Genomic DNA, 18113 nt, shown 5'->3' with positions numbered 1-18113 from the left:
ATCGCGCCCTAGCTCCGCATACGTTGCCGGAGAGGATCAGTAGTTGACATAACTCTAAGCCTCTAGTAGAGGGTGAGGGTTACGCCTTCGCTCATCGGACCCTGGCACCAAACCTGGGAGGGAAGGCCACCTGATGACACCACCGCACAACTATCTAGCGGTCATCAAGGTCGTCGGCATCGGCGGTGGCGGCGTCAACGCGGTCAACCGCATGATCGAGGTGGGCCTGAAGGGCGTCGAGTTCATCGCGATCAACACCGACGCACAGGCGCTGTTGATGAGCGACGCCGACGTCAAGCTCGACGTCGGCCGCGAGCTGACCCGGGGTCTCGGCGCGGGCGCCAACCCCGATGTCGGCAAGAACGCCGCCGAAGACCACCGCGACGAGATCGAAGAGGTACTCAAGGGCGCCGACATGGTGTTCGTGACCTGCGGCGAGGGCGGTGGCACCGGCACCGGCGGCGCGCCGGTCGTGGCGCAGATCGCCCGCAAGCTGGGCGCGCTGACCATCGGCGTGGTGACCCGGCCGTTCTCGTTCGAGGGCAAGCGGCGCCAGGTGCAGGCCGAGTCCGGCATCGACGAGCTGCGCAACCAGTGCGACACCCTCATCGTGATCCCCAACGACCGGCTGCTGGCGCTCGGCGACCGCGGGATCTCCATGATGGACGCGTTCCGGCAGGCCGACCAGGTGCTGCTCTCCGGTGTACAGGGCATCACCGACCTGATCACCACGCCCGGCCTGATCAACCTCGACTTCGCCGACGTCAAGAGCGTGATGAGCGGCGCGGGCAGCGCGCTGATGGGCATCGGCAGCGCCCGCGGCGACAGCCGCGCGGTGGAGGCGGCCGAGAAGGCGATCTCCAGCCCGCTGCTGGAGCAGAGCATGGACGGCGCGCGCGGCGTGCTGCTCTCCATCGCGGGTGGCTCCGACCTCGGTCTGTTCGAGATCAACGACGCGGCCCAGCTGGTGACCGACGCGGCCCACCCCGACGCCAACATCATCTTCGGCGCGGTCATCGACGACGCGCTCGGCGACGAGGTGCGGGTGACCGTGATCGCGGCCGGCTTCGACGGTGGCACACCGGCGTACAAGCCGGCCGAGGCGCCGCGCAAGGTCGTGCCCCGGGTGGAGACCCCGCTGCCCACCAGCGCTCCGCCGGTCTCGCCGGCCCCGCCGCCGCCCGCCCGCCGCGTGCTCTTCGACGACGTCGACGTGCCCGACTTCCTCAAGAACGGTTCCTGATCCACTCTGTGAGCGTGAGCGAGTGAGTTGGCGCGGCGGGGGATCTGGACGGACCCGCCCACCTCCCCAAGCCGCAGGCGACCGCCGACGGAGTCGGGGTTTCGGGGTGGCGGAGGAAGACGTCGCCTTCGGCGCCGCACGAGCGAGCGAACCAGGAGGCACGGTGCGCGAAGAGGAGATCGCGGCCGGGCTCTCGGCCGTACGTGAACGCATCGCCGCCGCCTGCGCGGCCGCCCGTCGTGACCCCGCCGAGGTGACGCTGGTGGTGGTCACCAAGACCTACCCGGCCAGCGACGTCCAGGTGCTCGCCCATCTGGGCGTCACCGACGTGGGGGAAAACCGCGACCAGGAGGCTGCGCCCAAGGCGGCCGCCGCGCAGGCCCTGGGTGCCCAGGTGCGGTGGCACTTCGTCGGCCAGCTCCAGCGCAACAAGTGCCGCTCGGTCGTGGAGTACGCCGACGTGGTGCACTCGGTCGACGGCGTGCGGCTGGCCCGCGCGCTCGGCGGGGCGGCCGAGCGCCACCGCGAGCGTCCGCTCGACGTGCTGGTGCAGGTGAGCATCGACGGCGACCCTGCCCGGGGTGGCGCGGTGGTCGGTTCCACTGTGGACCCGGATCGCGACTTCGACCGGGTGGCGGTGACCATCGCCGAGGCTTCGCGGCTGCGGCTGGCCGGCGTCATGGCGGTCGCGCCCCTGCACTGGGCGGCCGAGGCGGCGTTCGAGCGGCTGGGCGAGGTGTCCGCGCGGCTGCGGGCGGCCCACCCGGAGGCCACCGCCGTCTCGGCCGGCATGAGCGCCGATCTCGAGCCGGCGATCGCGCACGGCGCGACACACGTAAGGATCGGCAGCGCGGTGCTCGGAACCCGTCCCAAGCTGCGGTAGCCTGGCGGCCGGGCACCGAACTACACCATTGTTATTCGTGGTTCCTCAGAGGGGCCTCAGGCCGGTGTGCGGGATACGCGACGTGGCACGCCAGGGGGCGCGTGCCGCCCGGCGGAGGGAGGTGAGCGCATGAGCGCTCTGCGCAAGGCGGGGGTTTGGCTCGGTCTCGTCGAGGAAGAGGACGACGACCGTTCATACGACGACGGCTACGAGAGCAAGAGCCGCTACCGCGAAAGCGGCGGCTACCGTGATCGCGAACCGCGGGACGGCTGGGAGAGCCGCACGAGCCGGTACGCGGAGGAGTTCGCCGACGAGGACGAGGAGATCGACGAGCAGCCGCCGCCGCGTACGCGGTCACGGTTGGGTGAGCGGGTGCCGGTCGAGCGGTCACCGTCGCGGAGCGAGCGCGAGTCCCGGGGGGACCTCGAGCGGCTGGACGGCGAGCGGGCGAGTGTCCGCTCGATCACCCGGCCGAGCGCGCCGGAGCCGGTCGCGTATCCGACTCGGGAAAACCTGGCGCTCGCGCCCCAGGTGCAGCTCCGCGAGCGGGCCGTGGTGGCCGACGAAGACCAGCGCTACCAGATCACCACGCTCCACCCGACCACCTACCGGGAGGCGCGGACCATCGGCGAGCACTTCCGCGACGGCGTACCTGTGATCATTAATCTCACCGAGATGGACGAGGCGGACGCCCGCCGACTGGTCGATTTCGCCGCCGGTTTGGCGTTCGGACTGCGCGGTACGATCGAGCGCGTGACCAACCGGGTGTTCCTGCTCTCTCCGGCCAACGTCCAGGTCACCGCGGAGGACAAGGCCAAGATCGCCGAGGGCGGGTTCTTCACCCTGAGCTGATAACCCGACCGAGGGACCTTGCCTGCCGTGCTGTCGATCACCCTACAAGTCGTCTACCTGGTGCTTTACGGCTTTTTCTTGACCCTTCTTGCCCGGTTTGTCCTAGGGGCGGTGCTCCAGTACGGCCGCCGCTGGCAGCCCAGCCGGGGGGCCTCGGCGGCACTGGAGTCCGTGTGGACCGTCACCGATCCCCCCTTGCGGGCGTTGAGGCGTGTGATCCCACCACTGCGAATTGGTACTGTCAGCTTCGACCTAGCCTCCCTTGTGTTGCTGGTTATTCTGTTCGTGCTGATGTACGTGGTAGGGCGGTTGATCACTAGCTGAACAGCTGGTGACCAGCCGCTACGCGGCCTCAACTGACCCGAGGAGTTTCGATGCCGCTCACCCCGGCCGACGTTCACAACGTCGCCTTCAAGAAGCCTCCGATCGGCAAGCGGGGGTACGACGAGGAGGAGGTCGACGCCTTCCTTGACGAGGTTGAGCGCGAACTCGCTCGTCTGATCGAAGAGAACAACGAGCTCCGTGCCCAGGTAGAGCGCGGTGGCGGCGGTCGTGGCGGCGCTCCAGCCGGCCCGGGTGCCGACCCGCGGCTGGCCGCCGAGCTCAACGACATGAAGGCCCAGCTTGACCGCGTCCAGCGGGACAAGGCGGCCGCCGAGCAGGCGGCCCGGGCCATGCAGGCCGAGCTCGAGCAGGTCCGCTCGCAGGGCGGTCCGGTGGTGGGTGGCGACGGCGAGCAGCAGGCCCTTCGGGTCCTGATGATGGCCCAGCGCACCGCCGACGACCACGTGGCGGACGCCCGGCGCGAGGCCGACAAGCTGCTCTCCGACGCGCGTTCCAAGGCGGAGGAGGTCACGCGCGAGGCGCGGGCCAAGGCCGACGCCCTGGAGCGGGACGCCCGGCAGCGGCACCAGGAGGCGATGGGCGGGCTCGACGCCAAGCGCACCGCGCTCCAAAAGCACATCGAGGAGCTCAAGCAGTTCGAGCGCGAGTACCGCACTCGGCTCAAGGCCTACCTGGAGAGCCAGCTGCGCGACCTGGACGGTCGTGGGCAGGGTCTCGAGGCGGAGATGAGCCGGGCGGATGGCAACCGGGCCGTCGGTGGTTCCGGTGGCCTGGCCACGGCTGGCTCCTACGGCGGTGGCCGTGCGGGCGCGCTCGAGAGCCGGTAAACCACCAATACGAGAGAAAAGCCGTTTCATGCGGCGGGGGTGAGCTGTGATCGTCGGAAGTCTGCTGCTCATCCTCGTCGCCGTCACGCTGCTCGTGCTCGGCCTGGCCAACGGGTCGAGCGCGCTGCTGATCAGCTCCATCGCGGCGAGCCTGCTGGCCGCCGTCGCATTGGTCGTCGGTGCCCGCCAGGCCGCCGCCGCCCGTGCGGACGCCGGCTACGCCGACGACGACGAGCGCGAGCGTGCCGGCGACGAGGCCGAGGAAGCCGAATGGGAGCGCCGGGCACTGACCGCCGCCCGCCCGACCGAGCCGCTCGCCCGCCGCTCCGGCCCGGTCTTCGCGCCACCGGCCCGCCAGTCCGACAGCACCATGCTCTTCGAGTCGCCGGTCGCGGTGGCCGAGCCCGACGTCGAGTACCAGGCCCACCAGCCGCTCGACACGCGCCAGCCGCTCGACTACCCGCCGGCTGACTACGCGCCGCCGCAGCGCCCGGCCGACATCGCCGACGCCGACGAGACCACGGCCGACATCCTCGACGAGGACGACCCGCCGGACGAGCCCGCCGCGCAGTACGTCTCGCCCGCCGACGCCGCCCGCATCGCCCGCATGACAGCCGACGTCCTGGTGATCGACGGCCGCCCGCGCTACCACCTGGCCGGCTGCGTCCACCTGCTCGGCCGCGAGAGCGAGCCACTCCCGGTCGGCGAAGCGGTCGAGCTCGGCTTCAGCCCCTGTGGCCGCTGCGAGCCCGACAGCGCGTTGCTCGCCGACGCCCGCCGCGTCTAGACCGTCGGGGCAGACGCGTCCAGACCTCAGGGGCAGACGCCTCCAGACCTCAAGAGCAGATTTGCCCGGGTCCGCGTCACCTGCGGACCGCCGCTCCCGCCGGAGACCGCTGCGGCCGGCGGCTCGCCAGAGCTCGCCGAAACCCCCGCCCTCCGCTGCCAGCTCCGCGCGCCAAGCCCAGCCCGAGGCCGTCCGTGGCGAAAAATGGCCCCTATGGGGGCACAAATTCGCCACGGACGGCTTTCGCCACCCCCGCGCGCACCGTAGGCACTCCAAGTGCGGCCCCCGGCGATCGCGGCGACGGGTGCGGGAGCGCCTGCCGAGGAGATCACCGCCCCGCTTGCTCTTCCCCATCTCTGCGGCGGCCCGGGGTCTGGGGCCGGAGGCCCCAGGGTCTTGGGGCTTGCACCGCGGACCCGCCGGCCCGCGGGAGCGTGCGGTCTCCAGCTGACGCGGACGCGGGCATATATAAAAGGGCGGATCTAAAGCACTATCCGATCCCGCGTCGACCGTCGTGCCGGCAGAATGAGGCATGGTCACGCGGCCTGACGCCATCGCTGTGCCGGTCCGGGTAAAGCCCGGCGCCGCTCGGGCGCGCGTGGGCGGGCGGCACGATGGGCCGTTCGGGCCGGCGGTGGTCATCGCGGTGCACGCGCCGCCGGTCGACGGGCGGGCCACCGAGGCGGCCCGGCGGGCGCTGGCCGAGGCGCTCGGGGTGCGACCGGCGCAGGTCACGCTGCGGTCGGGTGCGGCCAGCCGTGACAAGCTCTTCGAGGTGACCGGGGTGGCCGACCTGGCCGGCCGGCTCGACGCACTCCGCGAGACCCCCTAGTGACGGACCGGCTGGACGTCGCCCTGCTCGTGGGCGCGGTCGTCGTGCTCGTGGCCGTCGGCGCGGTGCGCCTCTCCACCCGCGTCGGTCTGCCCAGCCTCCTTGTCTACCTGGCGATCGGTGTCGCGCTGGGGGAGTCGGGGCTGGGCATCGAGTTCGAAAACGCGGAGCTCACCCGCACGCTCGGCTTCTGCGCGCTCATCGTGATCATCGCGGAGGGTGGGCTGACCGCGCGGTGGGGCATGCTCCGGCCGGTGCTCGGCGTCTCGGCCACGCTCGCCACGCTGGGGGTGCTGGCCAGCTCGGCCATCGTGGGGGTCGCGGTCTACCTCGTGCTCGACCTCGACTGGCGGCTCGCCCTCCTCTACGGGGCGGTGCTCTCCTCGACCGACGCGGCGGCGGTCTTCGCCACCCTCCGCCGTCTGCGCCTGCCACCCCGGTTGGTGGCGACGCTCGAGGCCGAGTCCGGCATGAACGACGCGCCCGCCGTCCTCCTCGTCGTCCTCCTGTCCACGAACCCGATCGGCGGCGGCCACCCCTGGTGGTACGAGGTGCTGGTCGTCGCCTACGAGCTGGCGACCGGCGCGGCGATCGGCTACCTGGTCGGGATCGGCGGGCGGTGGACACTCCGCCGGGCCGCGCTCCCGTCGGCCGGCCTCTACCCCATCGCCGCCGTGGGGCTCACCGTGCTCGCCTACGCCGCCGGCGCCGTCGCGCACGCCTCCGGATTCCTCGCGGTGTACGTCGCCGGCGTGGTGCTCGGCAACGCCCGGCTGCCACACCGGCAGGCGATCCTGGGGTTCGCCGACGGGCTGGCGTGGCTGGCGCAGATCGGGCTCTTCGTGCTCCTCGGGCTGCTCGTCTCGCCGGGGCGGCTGGGCGACGCGCTGGTGCCTGCGATCGTGACCGGCCTGGCGCTGGTGCTGCTCGCCCGGCCGCTGTCGGTGGCGCTGTCCGCGATGCCGTTTCGGGTGGGGGTGCGCGACCAGGCGTTCCTGTCGTGGGCCGGGCTGCGCGGCGCGGTGCCGATCGTGCTCGCGACCGTGCCGCTCTCCGCCGGGGTCGAGGGTGCCACCCAGCTCTTCGACGTGGTGTTCGTGCTGGTCGTGATCTACACGCTGGTGCAGGGCGGCACGCTCGCGCCGGTCGCCCGCGTGCTCCGGGTCACCGCGCCGGGTGAGGCCGCCGAGATCCATGTGGACAGTGCCCCGCTCGAACACATGCGCGCCGACCTGCTCCAGATGGAGGTGCCGGCAGGCTCGCGGCTGGCCGGGGTGCACCTCGACGAGCTGCGCCTGCCGGTCGGCGCGTCGGTCACGCTGGTGCTGCGCGACGGGGTCGGCTTCGTGCCCGGCCCGGACACCCGGCTCAAGGTCGGCGACAGCCTGTTGATCGTGGCCACCGCCCAGGTACGCGACGCGGCCGAACGGCGCCTGCGCGCGGTGAGCCGCCGGGGCAGGTTGGCGAAGTGGTTTCACGAGTACGGCGACGATCGCGACGATTGATCGACTAGAGTGTCCTTTGCCCGGTTTGTGGGTTTAGCAGCCTCTGAATTGGGTACGAGCGGTGCGGCATGTTGTCGGACGTCTTCACGTTCCGTATTCTTGCCAGCCACCGGAGTGCGCGGCGTCCGCCGCGCGCCCGTTTTGCAAGTGGGGGAACGCGATGGCCGAGCGGGCGAAAGCCGCACGCAAGGCGGCATCGAAGGGCGGTGCGAGCACACGCACCGGAGGCACTCGGGCCGCGGCGCAGCGTACCGCGAACGTGCCCGCGACCAAGGCACCGGCCGCGAAGAAGGCGGCCGCGGGACCGGCCCGCACCGGGGCGGCGGCGGCCAGAAACGGCGGCGGCACCCCGGCGAAGAAGGCCACGAGCGCCCGCAAGGCATCGTCCGGTCCGGCGCGCGCCGGCACCTCCACCAGCAAGACGGCGGCGAAGAAGGCACCCGCGAAGCCGGCCGCGAGCGGGCGGTCGAGCACCCCGGCGAAGGCCGCGGCGCCCGCGAAGGCCGCGGCTGGTTCCGCGAAGGCTGCGGCGCCCGCGAAGGCTGCGGCGCCCGCGAAGGCCGCGGCTGGCTCCGCGAAGGCCGCCCGTCCCGCGAAGGCGGCTGGTCCTGTGAAGGCGGCCGGCTCCGCGAAGGCCGCTCCTCCCGCGAAGGCCGTGCCTCCCGCGAAGGCGGCTGGCTCCGCGAAGGCGGCGGTGAAGAAGGCCCCGGCCAAGGGCGCCGGCAAGGTCGCGGCGCCGGCCAAGACCACTGGCAAGATCGCGACTCCGGCCAAGGTCGCGACGCGCACTACCAAGAAGGTGGCGGGAAAGAAGGCCACCCCGACCAAGGCCGCGCCCAGGAAGACGGCGAAGTCCGCGCCCCCGAAGCTGATTGAAGAGACAAAGCCGGCTAAAGCCACGAAGACCACTGGCACCGCCAAGGCGACGCAAGCCGCGAAGCGCGCCGAAGCGGTCGGAGCGCCAGCAGCCGCGAAGGCCGCCGGAGCCGCGAAGAAGGCCGCCGCCACGGCGACCACCACCAAGAAGTCCGCCGCGCGGAAGGGGGCGGCGCGAGCCGTACCCCCGGAAACCCCCGCCGCGACCGCGACCCCACCGACCACGGTGACCGGCGCGGGCGCACCACCACAGACACCGGCGCCCACCCCGGCGCCGGCGGAGGCCGTGGCTCCGGCCCACCCGGCCGGCAGTGCTGCGAGCACCACGACACCGACCGCGGCCACCCAGGCCCCGCCTATCGCCGCGGACACCGCGGCCAAGGGAGCGACGATGGCGAAGCCAGCTGACACCAAGACCGCCACCAGCCGCAAGCCGGCGAAGGGGACCCGCAGCGCCGCGGAGACCGAGAAGATCCGGGCCGCCCTGGCAGGGCGCCGGGACGAACTGCAAGCCGAGTACGATCAGACGCTGAGCGAGATCACCGAGCTTCAGCGCGAGCGGCTCACCGACTCGGCCGGCGACGACCAGGCCGACACGGGCACGAAGACGTTCGAGCGGGAGCAGGAGATTTCCCTCGCAAACGGCATTCTCGACCGGATCAGTCAGGTGGAGCGTGCGCTGGAGCGGCTCGACGAGGGCAATTACGGCTGGTGCGAGCGGTGCGGCAACCCGATCCCGGTGGAGCGGCTCGCCGCCTTCCCGTCGGCGACGCTGTGCGTGACGTGCAAACAGTTGGAGGAGCGGCGCTGAGCGCGGAGACGGAAGAAGCGGTTGGCGAGCGTCCGGCACCGCCGGCACGACGGCGGGCGGTGTGGATCCTGCTCGCCACCGCCGCCGTCTCGGTGCTCGTCGACCAGAGCACCAAGCAGCTCGCACTCTCCTATTTGGAAGACAGCGAACCGGTCCGCCTGCTGGGCGGTGCCGTCTACCTCAGCCTGACCCGCAACAGCGGGGCGGCGTTCAGCCTCGGCAGCGACTACACGTTCGTGTTTCCGCTGATCACCTGCGGTGTGATCGCGTGGATCGTGTGGATGGCGCTGCGCCTGCGTTCGGTGCCGTGGGGCGTCGCGCTGGGCCTTGTGCTCGGCGGCGCGCTGGGTAACGCGGCCGACCGGGTCTTCCGCGCGCCGAGCCCGTTCCAGGGGCACGTGGTCGACATGGTGAGCCTCTTCGACCCGCACGGCCAGGTGTGGCCGATCTTCAACGCGGCCGACTCGTCGCTGGTCTGCGGCGTGGTCCTGGCCATCGCACTCGAGTTCACCGGCCGCCAGCGCGACGGCACGAGGGTAAAGGGCAAATGACCACCCGTTCCGTACCCGTCCCGGACGGGCTCGACGGCCTGCGCCTGGACCAGGCCGTGTCCCGCCTCTTCGGGCTGTCGCGCAGCGCCGCGGCCGCGCTGGTGGAGGCGGGCAACGCGCTCGTCGACGGGGTGCCGCGGCCCAAGGCCGACAAGGTCACCGCCGGCTCGTGGCTGGAGGTCACGCTGCCCGCGCCGCCGGCCGCCGTCGAGGTGGTGCCGCAGGCCGTGCCGGGGCTGCGGGTGATCTACGCGGACGACGACATCGTCGTCGTGGACAAGCCGGTCGGCGTGGCCGCGCACCCGAGTCCAGGGTGGACGGGTCCGACCGTGATCGGCGGCCTCGCCGCGATCGGCCACCGCATCTCCACCAGCGGCGCGGCCGAGCGGCAGGGCGTTGTGCACCGCCTCGACGTCGGCACGACCGGCGTGATGGTGGTGGCCAAGAGTGAGCACGCGTACACGGTGCTGAAGCGGGCCTTCAAGGAGCGCGAGGTCGAAAAGCGATACCACGCGCTGGTGCAGGGGCACCTCGACCCGCTGCGCGGCACCATCGACGCGCCGATCGACCGCCACCCCACCCACGACTACAAGTGGGCGGTGATGTCGGGCGGTAAGCCGAGCATCACGCACTATGACACGTTGGAAGCGTTTCCGGCCGCAAGCCTCGTCGATGTGCGGCTGGAAACCGGCCGTACGCACCAGATCCGGGTCCACTTCTCGGCCATGCGGCACCCGTGCGTCGGTGACCTGACGTACGGCGCGGATCCGACGCTCGCTGCCCGATTGGGTCTGACCAGGCAATGGCTGCACGCCCGTGCGCTCAGCTTCCTCCACCCCCGTACGGGGGAAGAAGTTCGCTTCGTCAGCGACTACCCTGATGACCTGGCGCACGCGCTGGACACGCTCCGTGACGCCGCCTGACCACACGGGTCGAGGGCCGAAGACATTCGAGGGAGAGCTACGCCGTGCGCACTGGCGACTTGCTGCGCCGGTTGGACAGCCGGTTGCTGCCGCCGCTGGCAAAGGCGATGTCGCGGCTGGCGCAGGGGCGCCTGCGGATGCGGGTGCTGACCAGCGCCGCGCTGCTCTCGTCGACAGCCGTGCTGCTGACCGCCGTGTGGGCGGCCGACCGGGGCGCGCCCGGCGGCGATCCGACGGTCGGTGACGTCGTGCGGGTCGGCGTGGGCGACGGCCAGTCGATCCCCGGATACGTCGCGTCGAGCCGCAAGGAGCTCGCCCAGCTCGTCGCCACGCCACCGTCCACGGGAGACACGTACGCGCTGGTCACCCTCACGGAGTACCTGGCGCCGGACCGGCTCACCCCGGTGCTGGCGGACGCCTCGGTCGCACAGGTCTTTGGCCGGGTGCCGCTGGCGCAGACCCAGACGCAGATCGTCCACATTCCCGCGGTGCGGATCCCCACCGACGTGGTCGCCGGCATGGCCGAGATCGCCGAGCGCAAGGAGACCGAGGCCGCCGAGTACCGGATGCTGAGCAGCAAGCTGACCGGCGACGGCGAGCGGGAGCGGCAGCTGCGCCAGGTGTACGACAGCGGCGCGGCGGTGGCGATCGCCGAGGCGACCGCGTACCGGTCGAAGTGCTCGTGCGTGTACGCGGCGGTGATTCGTGCCACACCGTCCGCTCTGGAGCAGATCTCCACCCGTTCCGAGGTGCGCGCGGTCGACCCGGCTCCCGAGGTGCGCCGCCTCGACCGGGCCGTGTTCCTGCCGCCGCTGCCCGAGCAGGACGACGTCGTCCGGCCGCCGGCCGACACCGCGCTGCCGACACCCGACCCGACCGCGCCGGCCACGTTCGCTGCCGTCCCGGAGCCGAGCGACAGCGCCGCACCGCCCGAGCCGGCCGTGACCAGCGAGGCGCCGGCCTCGCCCGCCCCGACGACCGCGGAGCCGGCGGAGACCACACCGCCCGCGTCGCCGCCGCCACCGACCGAGCCGGCGACCTCGCCCGCGGCCCCGCAGTGACCTCACGTGCGGTAGCGGTCACTCCGTGCGGCAGCATCCCGGATCACAGACGGCGCGTTGAACTATTGGCCGGCGGGGTTCGTGTCTGGACCGGGTGGCCAGGAAGGAACCGGAAGTGACGCACTGTGTGTGCTTCGCTCGTTGGGCAGATGGTGTGGTCTCAACGAGGATTTGTTCGTAGCCTGTCAGGGCGGGACCGATATGGCGCTGGGAGGGCCGAGCCGTGGAGGGCACCGAGACCGGCTGGGGCCGGCCTGCGGAACCAGCGCCGCGTTGGCGGGCGCTGCTCGACCGTGCCCGAGGCGGCCGAAATGGTGAACAGACGGACGTAGATTTCGATCCGCGCGGGCGCCGGGCGCCGAGCCCGCTGGACGGCCGCGACGACGACGGACCCGCCTTCGACCTGCCACCGCCCCGCCCGCTCGACGGCGGATACGACGACCGGTGGGACGACCAGCGCGGTGGCGACGGCCGTGGCTACGACGGCGGCCGCGGGTTCGAGGGTCCGCCGCCGCGCCCCCGGGGGGCGAACGGCGCGGCCAACGGCACCAACGGCCGCGGCCGCGGCGGCTACGCCCCGCCGGGCGGATACGGCAGCCCGGTGGCGTACGGGAGCCCGGTCGACTATCCCGAGGACGGCTACCCGCCGGACGCGCGCTACGCCGACCAGCGTTACCCCGAGGGTCGCTACGGCGACGGCGGCGGGCGCCGGCCCGAGCCGCCGCGCTACCCGGCCGAGCCGGGCTACCCGGGTCCCGACCCGCGCATGGCGGCGCGGCCCGGCCCGGCGGTCGTGCGCGAGCCGGCCCCGCGCGAGCCCATGCCGCGTGAGCCGGTCCAGCGTGATCCGGCGCCCCGGCCGGTGTCGTCGCCCGGTGGATACAGCCGGTGGGCCGAGCTCGAGGGCGGGTGGCAGCCACCGGCGCCGCCCCGGTCCGCGCCACCGCCGCCCCCGCCGCCCCCGCCGGCACCGCCGCCGGACAACGGCTACGTGCCACAGGTGGAGTTCCGGCAGTCCCGCCCCGACGCGGAGGTGGAGCGGGCGGTCAGTGTGCTCCGGCGCGACCTCGGCATGCCCAAGGTGCTCGCGTTCGCCAACCCCAAGGGCGGCGTGCACAAGACCACCGCGACGGTGCTCGCCGCCGCGACCGTGGGCAGCGTGCGCGGGCGCGGCGTGCTCGCCTGGGACGACAACGAGCTGCGCGGCACCCTCGGCCTGCGGGCCGGCAGCGCGCGGCACGCCCGCACGATCCGGCATCTGATCGCCGACCTGGCCGACGTCGAGGCCCGCCACGGGTTGGAGCTCAAGGAGGAGCTCGACGACTACCTGCGGCACGCCTCCGACGGCTCGTACGACGTGCTGGCCGGTGAGGAGAGCCCGCGGTTCGCGCAGCGCCTCGACCAGTACACGGTGCGCCGGGTGCTGGAGCTGCTCCGCCGCACCCACGACGTGATCTGCGTCGACACCGGCAACAACGTGGAGAGCGCCAACTGGCAGACCGTGCTACAGGCCGCCGACCAGCTGGTCATCACCACGGTGCCGCGCGAGGACGCCGCGTTCACCGCCGACTGGATGCTCGACCTGCTCGACGAGGTGGGCATGGGCGAGCTGGCGGCCAACGCGGTGACGCTGCTCTCCTGCCCGACGCCCGGCCACTCGCCGCTGCTGGAAGACCTGGCCCGGCACTTCTCCACGCGTACCCGGGCGGTGGCCGTCGTGCCGTACGACCCGGCGCTGGAGACCGGCTCCTCGATCGAGTACAACCAGCTCCAGCCGGACACCCGGTCGGCCTGGCTCAAGGCGGCCTCGGTGATGCTGGAGCCGTTCGTCCGTTAGCTCCGCAAGTCTCCGGTGGCGTGATCCAGATGGCACGCTTCGGTGCCGTGTCAGCCGTGTCTGCCGTCGTACCCGCGGGCTAGGCTCGCCTCGAACTGACATTGGGAGGGGGCAGGGTGTCGGAGCCGTCTTACGTGCATCTTCACGTACACACCGAGTACTCGATGCTCGACGGCGCCGCGCGGCTCAAGGATCTTTTCAGCGAGGCCAGGCGGCTGGAGATGCCGGCCCTCGCGATGACCGACCACGGCAACCTCTTCGGTGCCTACGACTTCTTCAAGCAGGCCACCGCCGCCGGCGTCAAGCCGATCATCGGTCTCGAGGCCTACCTGACACCGGGCACCGACCGGCGCGATCGCACCCGCGTGCGGTGGGCCGACGGCGGGGAAAACGACGTCTCCGGCGGTGGCGCCTACACGCACATGACGATGCTCGCCACCGACGCCGGCGGCCTGCAAAATCTCTTCCGCCTCGGGTCGTATTCGAGCCTGGAGGGCTACTTCTACAAGCCGCGCGCCGACCGCGAGCTGCTCCATCGATACGCCAAGGGCATCATCGCCACCACCGGCTGCCCGTCCGGCGAGATCCAGACCTGGCTGCGCATCGGCGACTTCGAGAAGGCGTGCGCGTCGGCGGCCGAGTTCCGCGACATCTTCGGCCCGGACAATTTCTACCTGGAGCTGATGGACCACGGGCTCGACATCGAGACCCGCGTCCGCGAAGACCTGATCCGGCTCGGCAAGCGGCTCAACCTCAAGCCGGTCGCCACCAACGACCTGCACTACACGTTCGACCGCGACGCCGACGCGCACGAGGTGCTGCTCTGCGTGCAGTCCGGCTCGACGATGGCCGACCCCAAGCGGTTCAAGTTCGACGCCCGCGACTTCTACCTCAAGTCGCCGGCCGAGATGCGCAAGCTGTGGGACGCCGAGGTGCCCGGCGCCTGCGACCACACGCTGGAGATCGCCGAAAAGATCGGCGACTACTCGGCGCTGTTCGCCGCGCGTAACCTCATGCCGCAGTTCCCGGTGCCGGCGGGTGAGACCGAGGAGTCGTTCCTGCGCAAGGAGGTCATGCGCGGGCTGGAGCGGCGCTTCCCCAGCGGCGTGCCCGACGACCGGCGCGCCCAGGCGGAGTACGAGCTGGACGTCATCATCAAGATGGGCTTCCCGGGCTACTTCCTGGTGACCGCCGACCTCGTGGCGTACGCGAAGCGTGAGGGCATCCGGGTCGGCCCGGGCCGCGGATCGGCGGCGGGCGCGCTCATCGCGTACGCGCTGGGCATCACCGAGCTCGACCCGATGCAGCACGGCCTGCTGTTCGAGCGGTTCCTCAACCCCGACCGCATCTCGATGCCCGACATCGACATGGACTTCGACGAGCGCCGGCGCGGCGACATGATCCGGTACGCGACGGAGAAGTACGGCGAGGAGCGGGTCGCGCAGATCATCACGTACGGCACGATCAAGGCGAAGGCCGCGATCAAGGACGCGGCCCGGGTGCTCGGTTACCCGTTCGCGATGGGCGACAAGATCACCAAGGCGATGCCGCCGGCGGTGATGGGCAAGGACATCCCGCTCGGCGGCATCTTCGACTCCAGCCACCCGCGCTACCCCGAGGCGGTCGAGTTCCGCCAGCTCTACGACGGCGACGCCGAGGTGCAAAAGATCGTCGACACCGCCAAGGGCCTCGAAGGGCTCAAGCGGCAGTGGGGCGTGCACGCGGCCGGCGTGATCCTTTCCCGCGACCCGCTCGTCGACGTGCTGCCGATCCACAAGCGCGAGCAGGACGGCGCGATCATCACCCAGTGGGACATGGGCGCCTGCGAGTCCATCGGCCTGCTCAAGATGGACTTCCTGGGCCTGCGAAACCTCACGATCCTCGATGATTGCCTCGACGCGATCCGTGACAACCGCGGCATCGACCTGGTGCTCGAAGACCTGCCGCTCGACGACAAGCCGACCTACGAGCTGCTCGCCCGCGGCGACACGCTCGGCGTCTTCCAGTTCGACGGCGGGCCGATGCGGGCGCTGCTGCGCTCGATGGTCCCGGACAACTTCGAAGACATCTCCGCCGTGGGCGCGCTCTACCGCCCCGGCCCGATGGGCGCCAACGCGCACAACGACTACGCCGACCGTAAGAACAACCGCAAGCCGGTCGTGCCGATCCACCCCGAGCTGGCCGACTCGCTGAAAGACATCCTGGGCGACACCTACGGGCTGATCGTCTACCAGGAGCAGGTCATGGCGATCGCGCAGAAGGTGGCCGGCTACACGCTCGGCAAAGCAGACCTGCTGCGCCGCGCGATGGGCAAGAAGAAGAAGGAGATCCTCGACAAGGAGTTCGCGCCCTTCGCCGCCGGCATGAAGGACAACGGCTACTCCGACGCGGCGATCAAGACGCTGTGGGACATCCTCGTCCCGTTCTCCGACTACGCGTTCAACAAGGCACACTCCGCGGCGTACGGCGTGGTGTCCTACTGGACCGCCTACCTCAAGGCCAACTACCCCGCCGAGTACATGAGCGGCTTGCTCACGAGCGTCGGCGACGACAAGGACAAGTCCGCGGTCTACCTGGCCGAGTGCCGGCGCATGGGCATCAAGGTGCTGCCGCCCGACGTCAACGAGTCGATGGCCCGGTTCGCCGCCGTGGGGGAGGACATCCGCTTCGGCCTGGCCGCGGTGCGCAACGTCGGCACCAACGTGGTCGAGGCGATCATGCGGTGCCGCAAGGAAAAGGGCGCGTACACCGACTTCTACGACTTCCTGCGCAAGGTCGACGCCGTGGCCTGCAACAAGAAGACCATCGAATCGCTGATCAAGGCGGGCGCGTTCGACTCGATGGGCCACCCGCGCAAGGGCCTGCTCGCGGTGCACGCCGACGCGATCGACTCGTTCCTCGACATCAAGAAAAACGAGGCGATCGGGCAGTACGACCTCTTCGGCGACGCGTTCGGCGGCGGTGACGACGCGGCCGGCGGCGGCATGGTGGTCACACCGCAGATCCCGGCCGGCGAGTGGGACAAGGGCGACCTGCTCACGTTCGAGCGCGAGATGCTCGGCCTCTACGTCTCCGACCACCCGCTCTTCGGCGTCGAGCACGTGCTCAGCGCCGCCGCCGACATGTCCATCTCCGCGCTCGCCGAGGAGGGCTCGGTCGGCGACGGCGCGGTGGTCACCCTCGCCGGCATCCTCTCCGGCGTGCAGCGGCGCATCACCAAGCAGGGGCGGGCCTGGGCCTCGGCCACGCTGGAAGACCTGGGCGGCGCCGTCGAGGTGCTGTTCTTCCCCAACACGTACGAGATCGTCGGGCAGTACATCGCCGAGGACGCGATCGTCGTGGTGAAGGGCCGGGTCGACCGGCGCGACGACCAGCCGCGGCTGATGGCCATGGACATGTCACTGCCCGACATCACCGCGGCCGACGAGATCAAGCCGGTCGTGCTGGCGCTGCCGCCGTCGCGGTGCACGCCGCCGATGGTCGAGCGCCTGCGCGAGGTGTTGAGCAGCCACCCGGGCAAGGCCGAGGTGCACGTCAAGCTCGTCAACGGCTCACGCGCCACGCTGCTGCGGCTCGGCCCCACCCGGGTCGCGCCGACCACCGCGCTGATGGCCGACCTCAAGGCACTCCTCGGCCCCGCCGCGGTCGCGGGCTGATGTGCCGGTGGCCGCTCGGGCCTGAGAGGATCGGGCCGTGAGCGAGCATCCGAATGGGCGGCCCGAGCCGAAGCGCAAGGGGTGGCCCACGGCGCTGGTCGGCCTCGTTCTGGCGCTCGTTCTGGCCGCTCTCGGCGCGCCGCTCGGCTGGCTGTGGACGGCGCTGGCCCCCGACGTGCCCCTGATCAAGACCGAGGGCGGCGCCCGCCTGACCGACCCGCAGCCGGAGGAGTTCGTGGCCGCGGACGGGTGGTTCACGCTGCTCGGGCTGGGCTTCGGCATCCTCGCGGCCATCGTGGTCTGGGCGCTGCTGCGCCGCCACCGCGGCCCGGTCCTGCTGCTCGGCCTGACGGTGGGCACCGTCGGCGCGGCGCTCGTCGCCTGGTGGGTGGGCACGCTCGCGCACGGCGACTTCGAGCGGCTGGCCGCGAGCGCGCCGGTCGGCACCCCGCTCAGCCAGCCGGCCGAGCTGCGGGCCGGCGGGTTCGAGTGGTTGTGGGGGTTCGTCCCGACGCTCCAGGGCGACGTCCTGCTGCCGGCGTTCGGTGCCGTGGTCATGTACACGCTGCTGGCCGGCTGGTCCCGCTACCCCTCGCTGGTGCCCGAGCCCGAGCCGGCGGCGCCCCTCGCGCTGGAGGCCGCCCCGGAGCTGGTGGCCGACCACGCCTGGCAGCCTCCGCCGGACGTGCCGCGCCTGCCGGCGGGCCCCGACTGGCGCCCCCAGCCGCTCAACGGCATGGGCATCGACGGCCCGGCGAAGGACCCGATGCCCGGCGCCGGCCCCTGGGCCTCCCCACCGCACGGCCCCGCCGCGCCACCCAGCTGAGGTCCGCCGACCGCGAAGATCCAACCCAAGATCAAGATATGGGCTACCGCGACGTCCGCCGTGGTCCATGCCGTTGCTCCCGCGGCCTCACCCGTCCGCCGCTGGTCACGCTGACGGTGTGTGCGGCGCACGAGGCGAGATCTCGGTGAGTTAGGGCGCCTCGACTTTCGGAGTTCGCTCCTGTCGGGTTGTTGGTGGTTGCGGTTAGTGCGCCTCCGGCGGGGCCTCGGGCTCCGGACGGGGCCGCCTGGCCCTTGTTCGCGTTCTTGGTGGCCGTGGCCCGCCAGCCGCCGTCTGA

16 protein-coding genes are annotated in these 18113 nt (G+C 71.7%); 15 read left to right on the top strand and 1 reads right to left on the bottom strand.

Annotated elements, in window-relative coordinates:
• Positions 1 to 133: 133 nt before the first annotated feature.
• The 8 genes from ftsZ (at position 134) to AC5L36_RS29425 (ending at position 7274) form a co-directional block, all read left to right on the top strand.
• Entirely contained in the window at positions 134 to 1243 is a 1110-nt protein-coding gene (gene ftsZ / locus AC5L36_RS29460) for a cell division protein FtsZ (protein ID WP_441215055.1), read from the top strand.
• Positions 1244 to 1406: 163 nt separating this feature from the next.
• Positions 1407 to 2126 carry a YggS family pyridoxal phosphate-dependent enzyme gene (locus tag AC5L36_RS29455; protein ID WP_441215408.1) on the top strand — a complete coding sequence of 240 codons (720 nt, stop codon included), beginning with the start codon at positions 1407 to 1409 and terminating at the stop codon, positions 2124 to 2126.
• Positions 2127 to 2255: 129 nt separating this feature from the next.
• Positions 2256 to 2978, top strand: a complete 723-nt coding sequence (locus AC5L36_RS29450; RefSeq protein ID WP_441215056.1) for a cell division protein SepF — start codon at positions 2256 to 2258, stop codon at positions 2976 to 2978.
• A 27-nt stretch (positions 2979 to 3005) separates the two neighbouring features.
• Entirely contained in the window at positions 3006 to 3302 is a 297-nt protein-coding gene (locus tag AC5L36_RS29445; protein WP_441215057.1) for a YggT family protein, read from the top strand.
• 50 nt (positions 3303 to 3352) lie between these two features.
• Positions 3353 to 4150 carry a DivIVA domain-containing protein gene (locus AC5L36_RS29440; protein WP_308711800.1) on the top strand — a complete coding sequence of 266 codons (798 nt, stop codon included), beginning with the start codon at positions 3353 to 3355 and terminating at the stop codon, positions 4148 to 4150.
• A gap of 46 nt (positions 4151 to 4196) precedes the next feature.
• Positions 4197 to 4937, top strand: coding sequence for a hypothetical protein (locus AC5L36_RS29435; protein WP_441215058.1), 741 nt, complete (start codon positions 4197 to 4199; stop codon positions 4935 to 4937).
• 532 nt (positions 4938 to 5469) lie between these two features.
• Positions 5470 to 5769 carry a DUF167 domain-containing protein gene (locus AC5L36_RS29430; protein WP_441215059.1) on the top strand — a complete coding sequence of 100 codons (300 nt, stop codon included), beginning with the start codon at positions 5470 to 5472 and terminating at the stop codon, positions 5767 to 5769.
• Positions 5769 to 7274, top strand: a complete 1506-nt coding sequence (locus AC5L36_RS29425) for a potassium/proton antiporter (RefSeq protein WP_441215060.1) — start codon at positions 5769 to 5771, stop codon at positions 7272 to 7274. Before AC5L36_RS29430 ends, AC5L36_RS29425 begins: the two co-directional genes overlap by 1 nt.
• Positions 7275 to 7358: 84 nt before the next feature.
• On the opposite strand, the gene AC5L36_RS29420 is transcribed toward AC5L36_RS29425, so the two are convergent.
• A complete protein-coding gene (locus AC5L36_RS29420) occupies positions 7359 to 7988 on the bottom strand; it encodes a hypothetical protein (protein ID WP_441215061.1) in 630 nt (209 codons plus the stop codon).
• A gap of 553 nt (positions 7989 to 8541) precedes the next feature.
• Here AC5L36_RS29420 and AC5L36_RS29415 point away from each other — a divergent pair.
• The 7 genes from AC5L36_RS29415 (at position 8542) to AC5L36_RS29385 (ending at position 17815) form a co-directional block, all read left to right on the top strand.
• Positions 8542 to 8961: a TraR/DksA family transcriptional regulator gene (locus AC5L36_RS29415; RefSeq protein WP_441215409.1), complete on the top strand. Its 420-nt coding sequence runs from the start codon at positions 8542 to 8544 to the stop codon at positions 8959 to 8961.
• Positions 8925 to 9512, top strand: a complete 588-nt coding sequence (gene lspA, locus AC5L36_RS29410) for a signal peptidase II (RefSeq protein WP_494909256.1) — start codon at positions 8925 to 8927, stop codon at positions 9510 to 9512. The genes AC5L36_RS29415 and lspA overlap by 37 nt, the downstream gene beginning before the upstream one ends.
• Positions 9509 to 10435, top strand: coding sequence for an RluA family pseudouridine synthase (locus AC5L36_RS29405; RefSeq protein WP_441215063.1), 927 nt, complete (start codon positions 9509 to 9511; stop codon positions 10433 to 10435). Before lspA ends, AC5L36_RS29405 begins: the two co-directional genes overlap by 4 nt.
• A 44-nt stretch (positions 10436 to 10479) precedes the next feature.
• Positions 10480 to 11496 (top strand): hypothetical protein, encoded by a 1017-nt coding sequence (locus tag AC5L36_RS29400; RefSeq protein ID WP_441215064.1) that lies wholly within the window; start codon positions 10480 to 10482, stop codon positions 11494 to 11496.
• A gap of 223 nt (positions 11497 to 11719) precedes the next feature.
• Positions 11720 to 13333, top strand: coding sequence for a MinD/ParA family ATP-binding protein (locus AC5L36_RS29395; protein ID WP_441215065.1), 1614 nt, complete (start codon positions 11720 to 11722; stop codon positions 13331 to 13333).
• Positions 13334 to 13449: 116 nt separating this feature from the next.
• The gene (gene dnaE, locus AC5L36_RS29390; protein ID WP_441215067.1) at positions 13450 to 16989 is read left to right on the top strand and encodes a DNA polymerase III subunit alpha; all 3540 of its coding nucleotides are present in this window, start codon (positions 13450 to 13452) and stop codon (positions 16987 to 16989) included.
• A gap of 37 nt (positions 16990 to 17026) precedes the next feature.
• Complete coding sequence (locus AC5L36_RS29385) at positions 17027 to 17815, top strand: DUF2567 domain-containing protein (RefSeq protein ID WP_441215068.1); 789 nt, start codon at positions 17027 to 17029, stop codon at positions 17813 to 17815.
• Positions 17816 to 18113: the final 298 nt, after the last annotated feature.

It is taken from the genome of Phytohabitans sp. LZ39, assembly GCF_059359075.1.
The sequence above is the reverse complement of the archived record's forward strand: the minus strand, read 5'-3'. Positions and strand labels throughout refer to the sequence as shown.

Bases quoted from the DNA above. Each gene is read 5' to 3' on its own strand.
- ftsZ (WP_441215055.1), top strand. From the start codon at position 134: ATGACACCACCGCACAACTATCTAGCGGTCATCAAGGTCGTCGGCATC.
- AC5L36_RS29450 (WP_441215056.1), top strand. From the start codon at position 2,256: ATGAGCGCTCTGCGCAAGGCGGGGGTTTGGCTCGGTCTCGTCGAGGAA.
- AC5L36_RS29440 (WP_308711800.1), top strand. From the start codon at position 3,353: ATGCCGCTCACCCCGGCCGACGTTCACAACGTCGCCTTCAAGAAGCCT.
- AC5L36_RS29430 (WP_441215059.1), top strand. From the start codon at position 5,470: ATGGTCACGCGGCCTGACGCCATCGCTGTGCCGGTCCGGGTAAAGCCC.
- AC5L36_RS29415 (WP_441215409.1), top strand. From the start codon at position 8,542: ATGGCGAAGCCAGCTGACACCAAGACCGCCACCAGCCGCAAGCCGGCG.
- AC5L36_RS29405 (WP_441215063.1), top strand. From the start codon at position 9,509: ATGACCACCCGTTCCGTACCCGTCCCGGACGGGCTCGACGGCCTGCGC.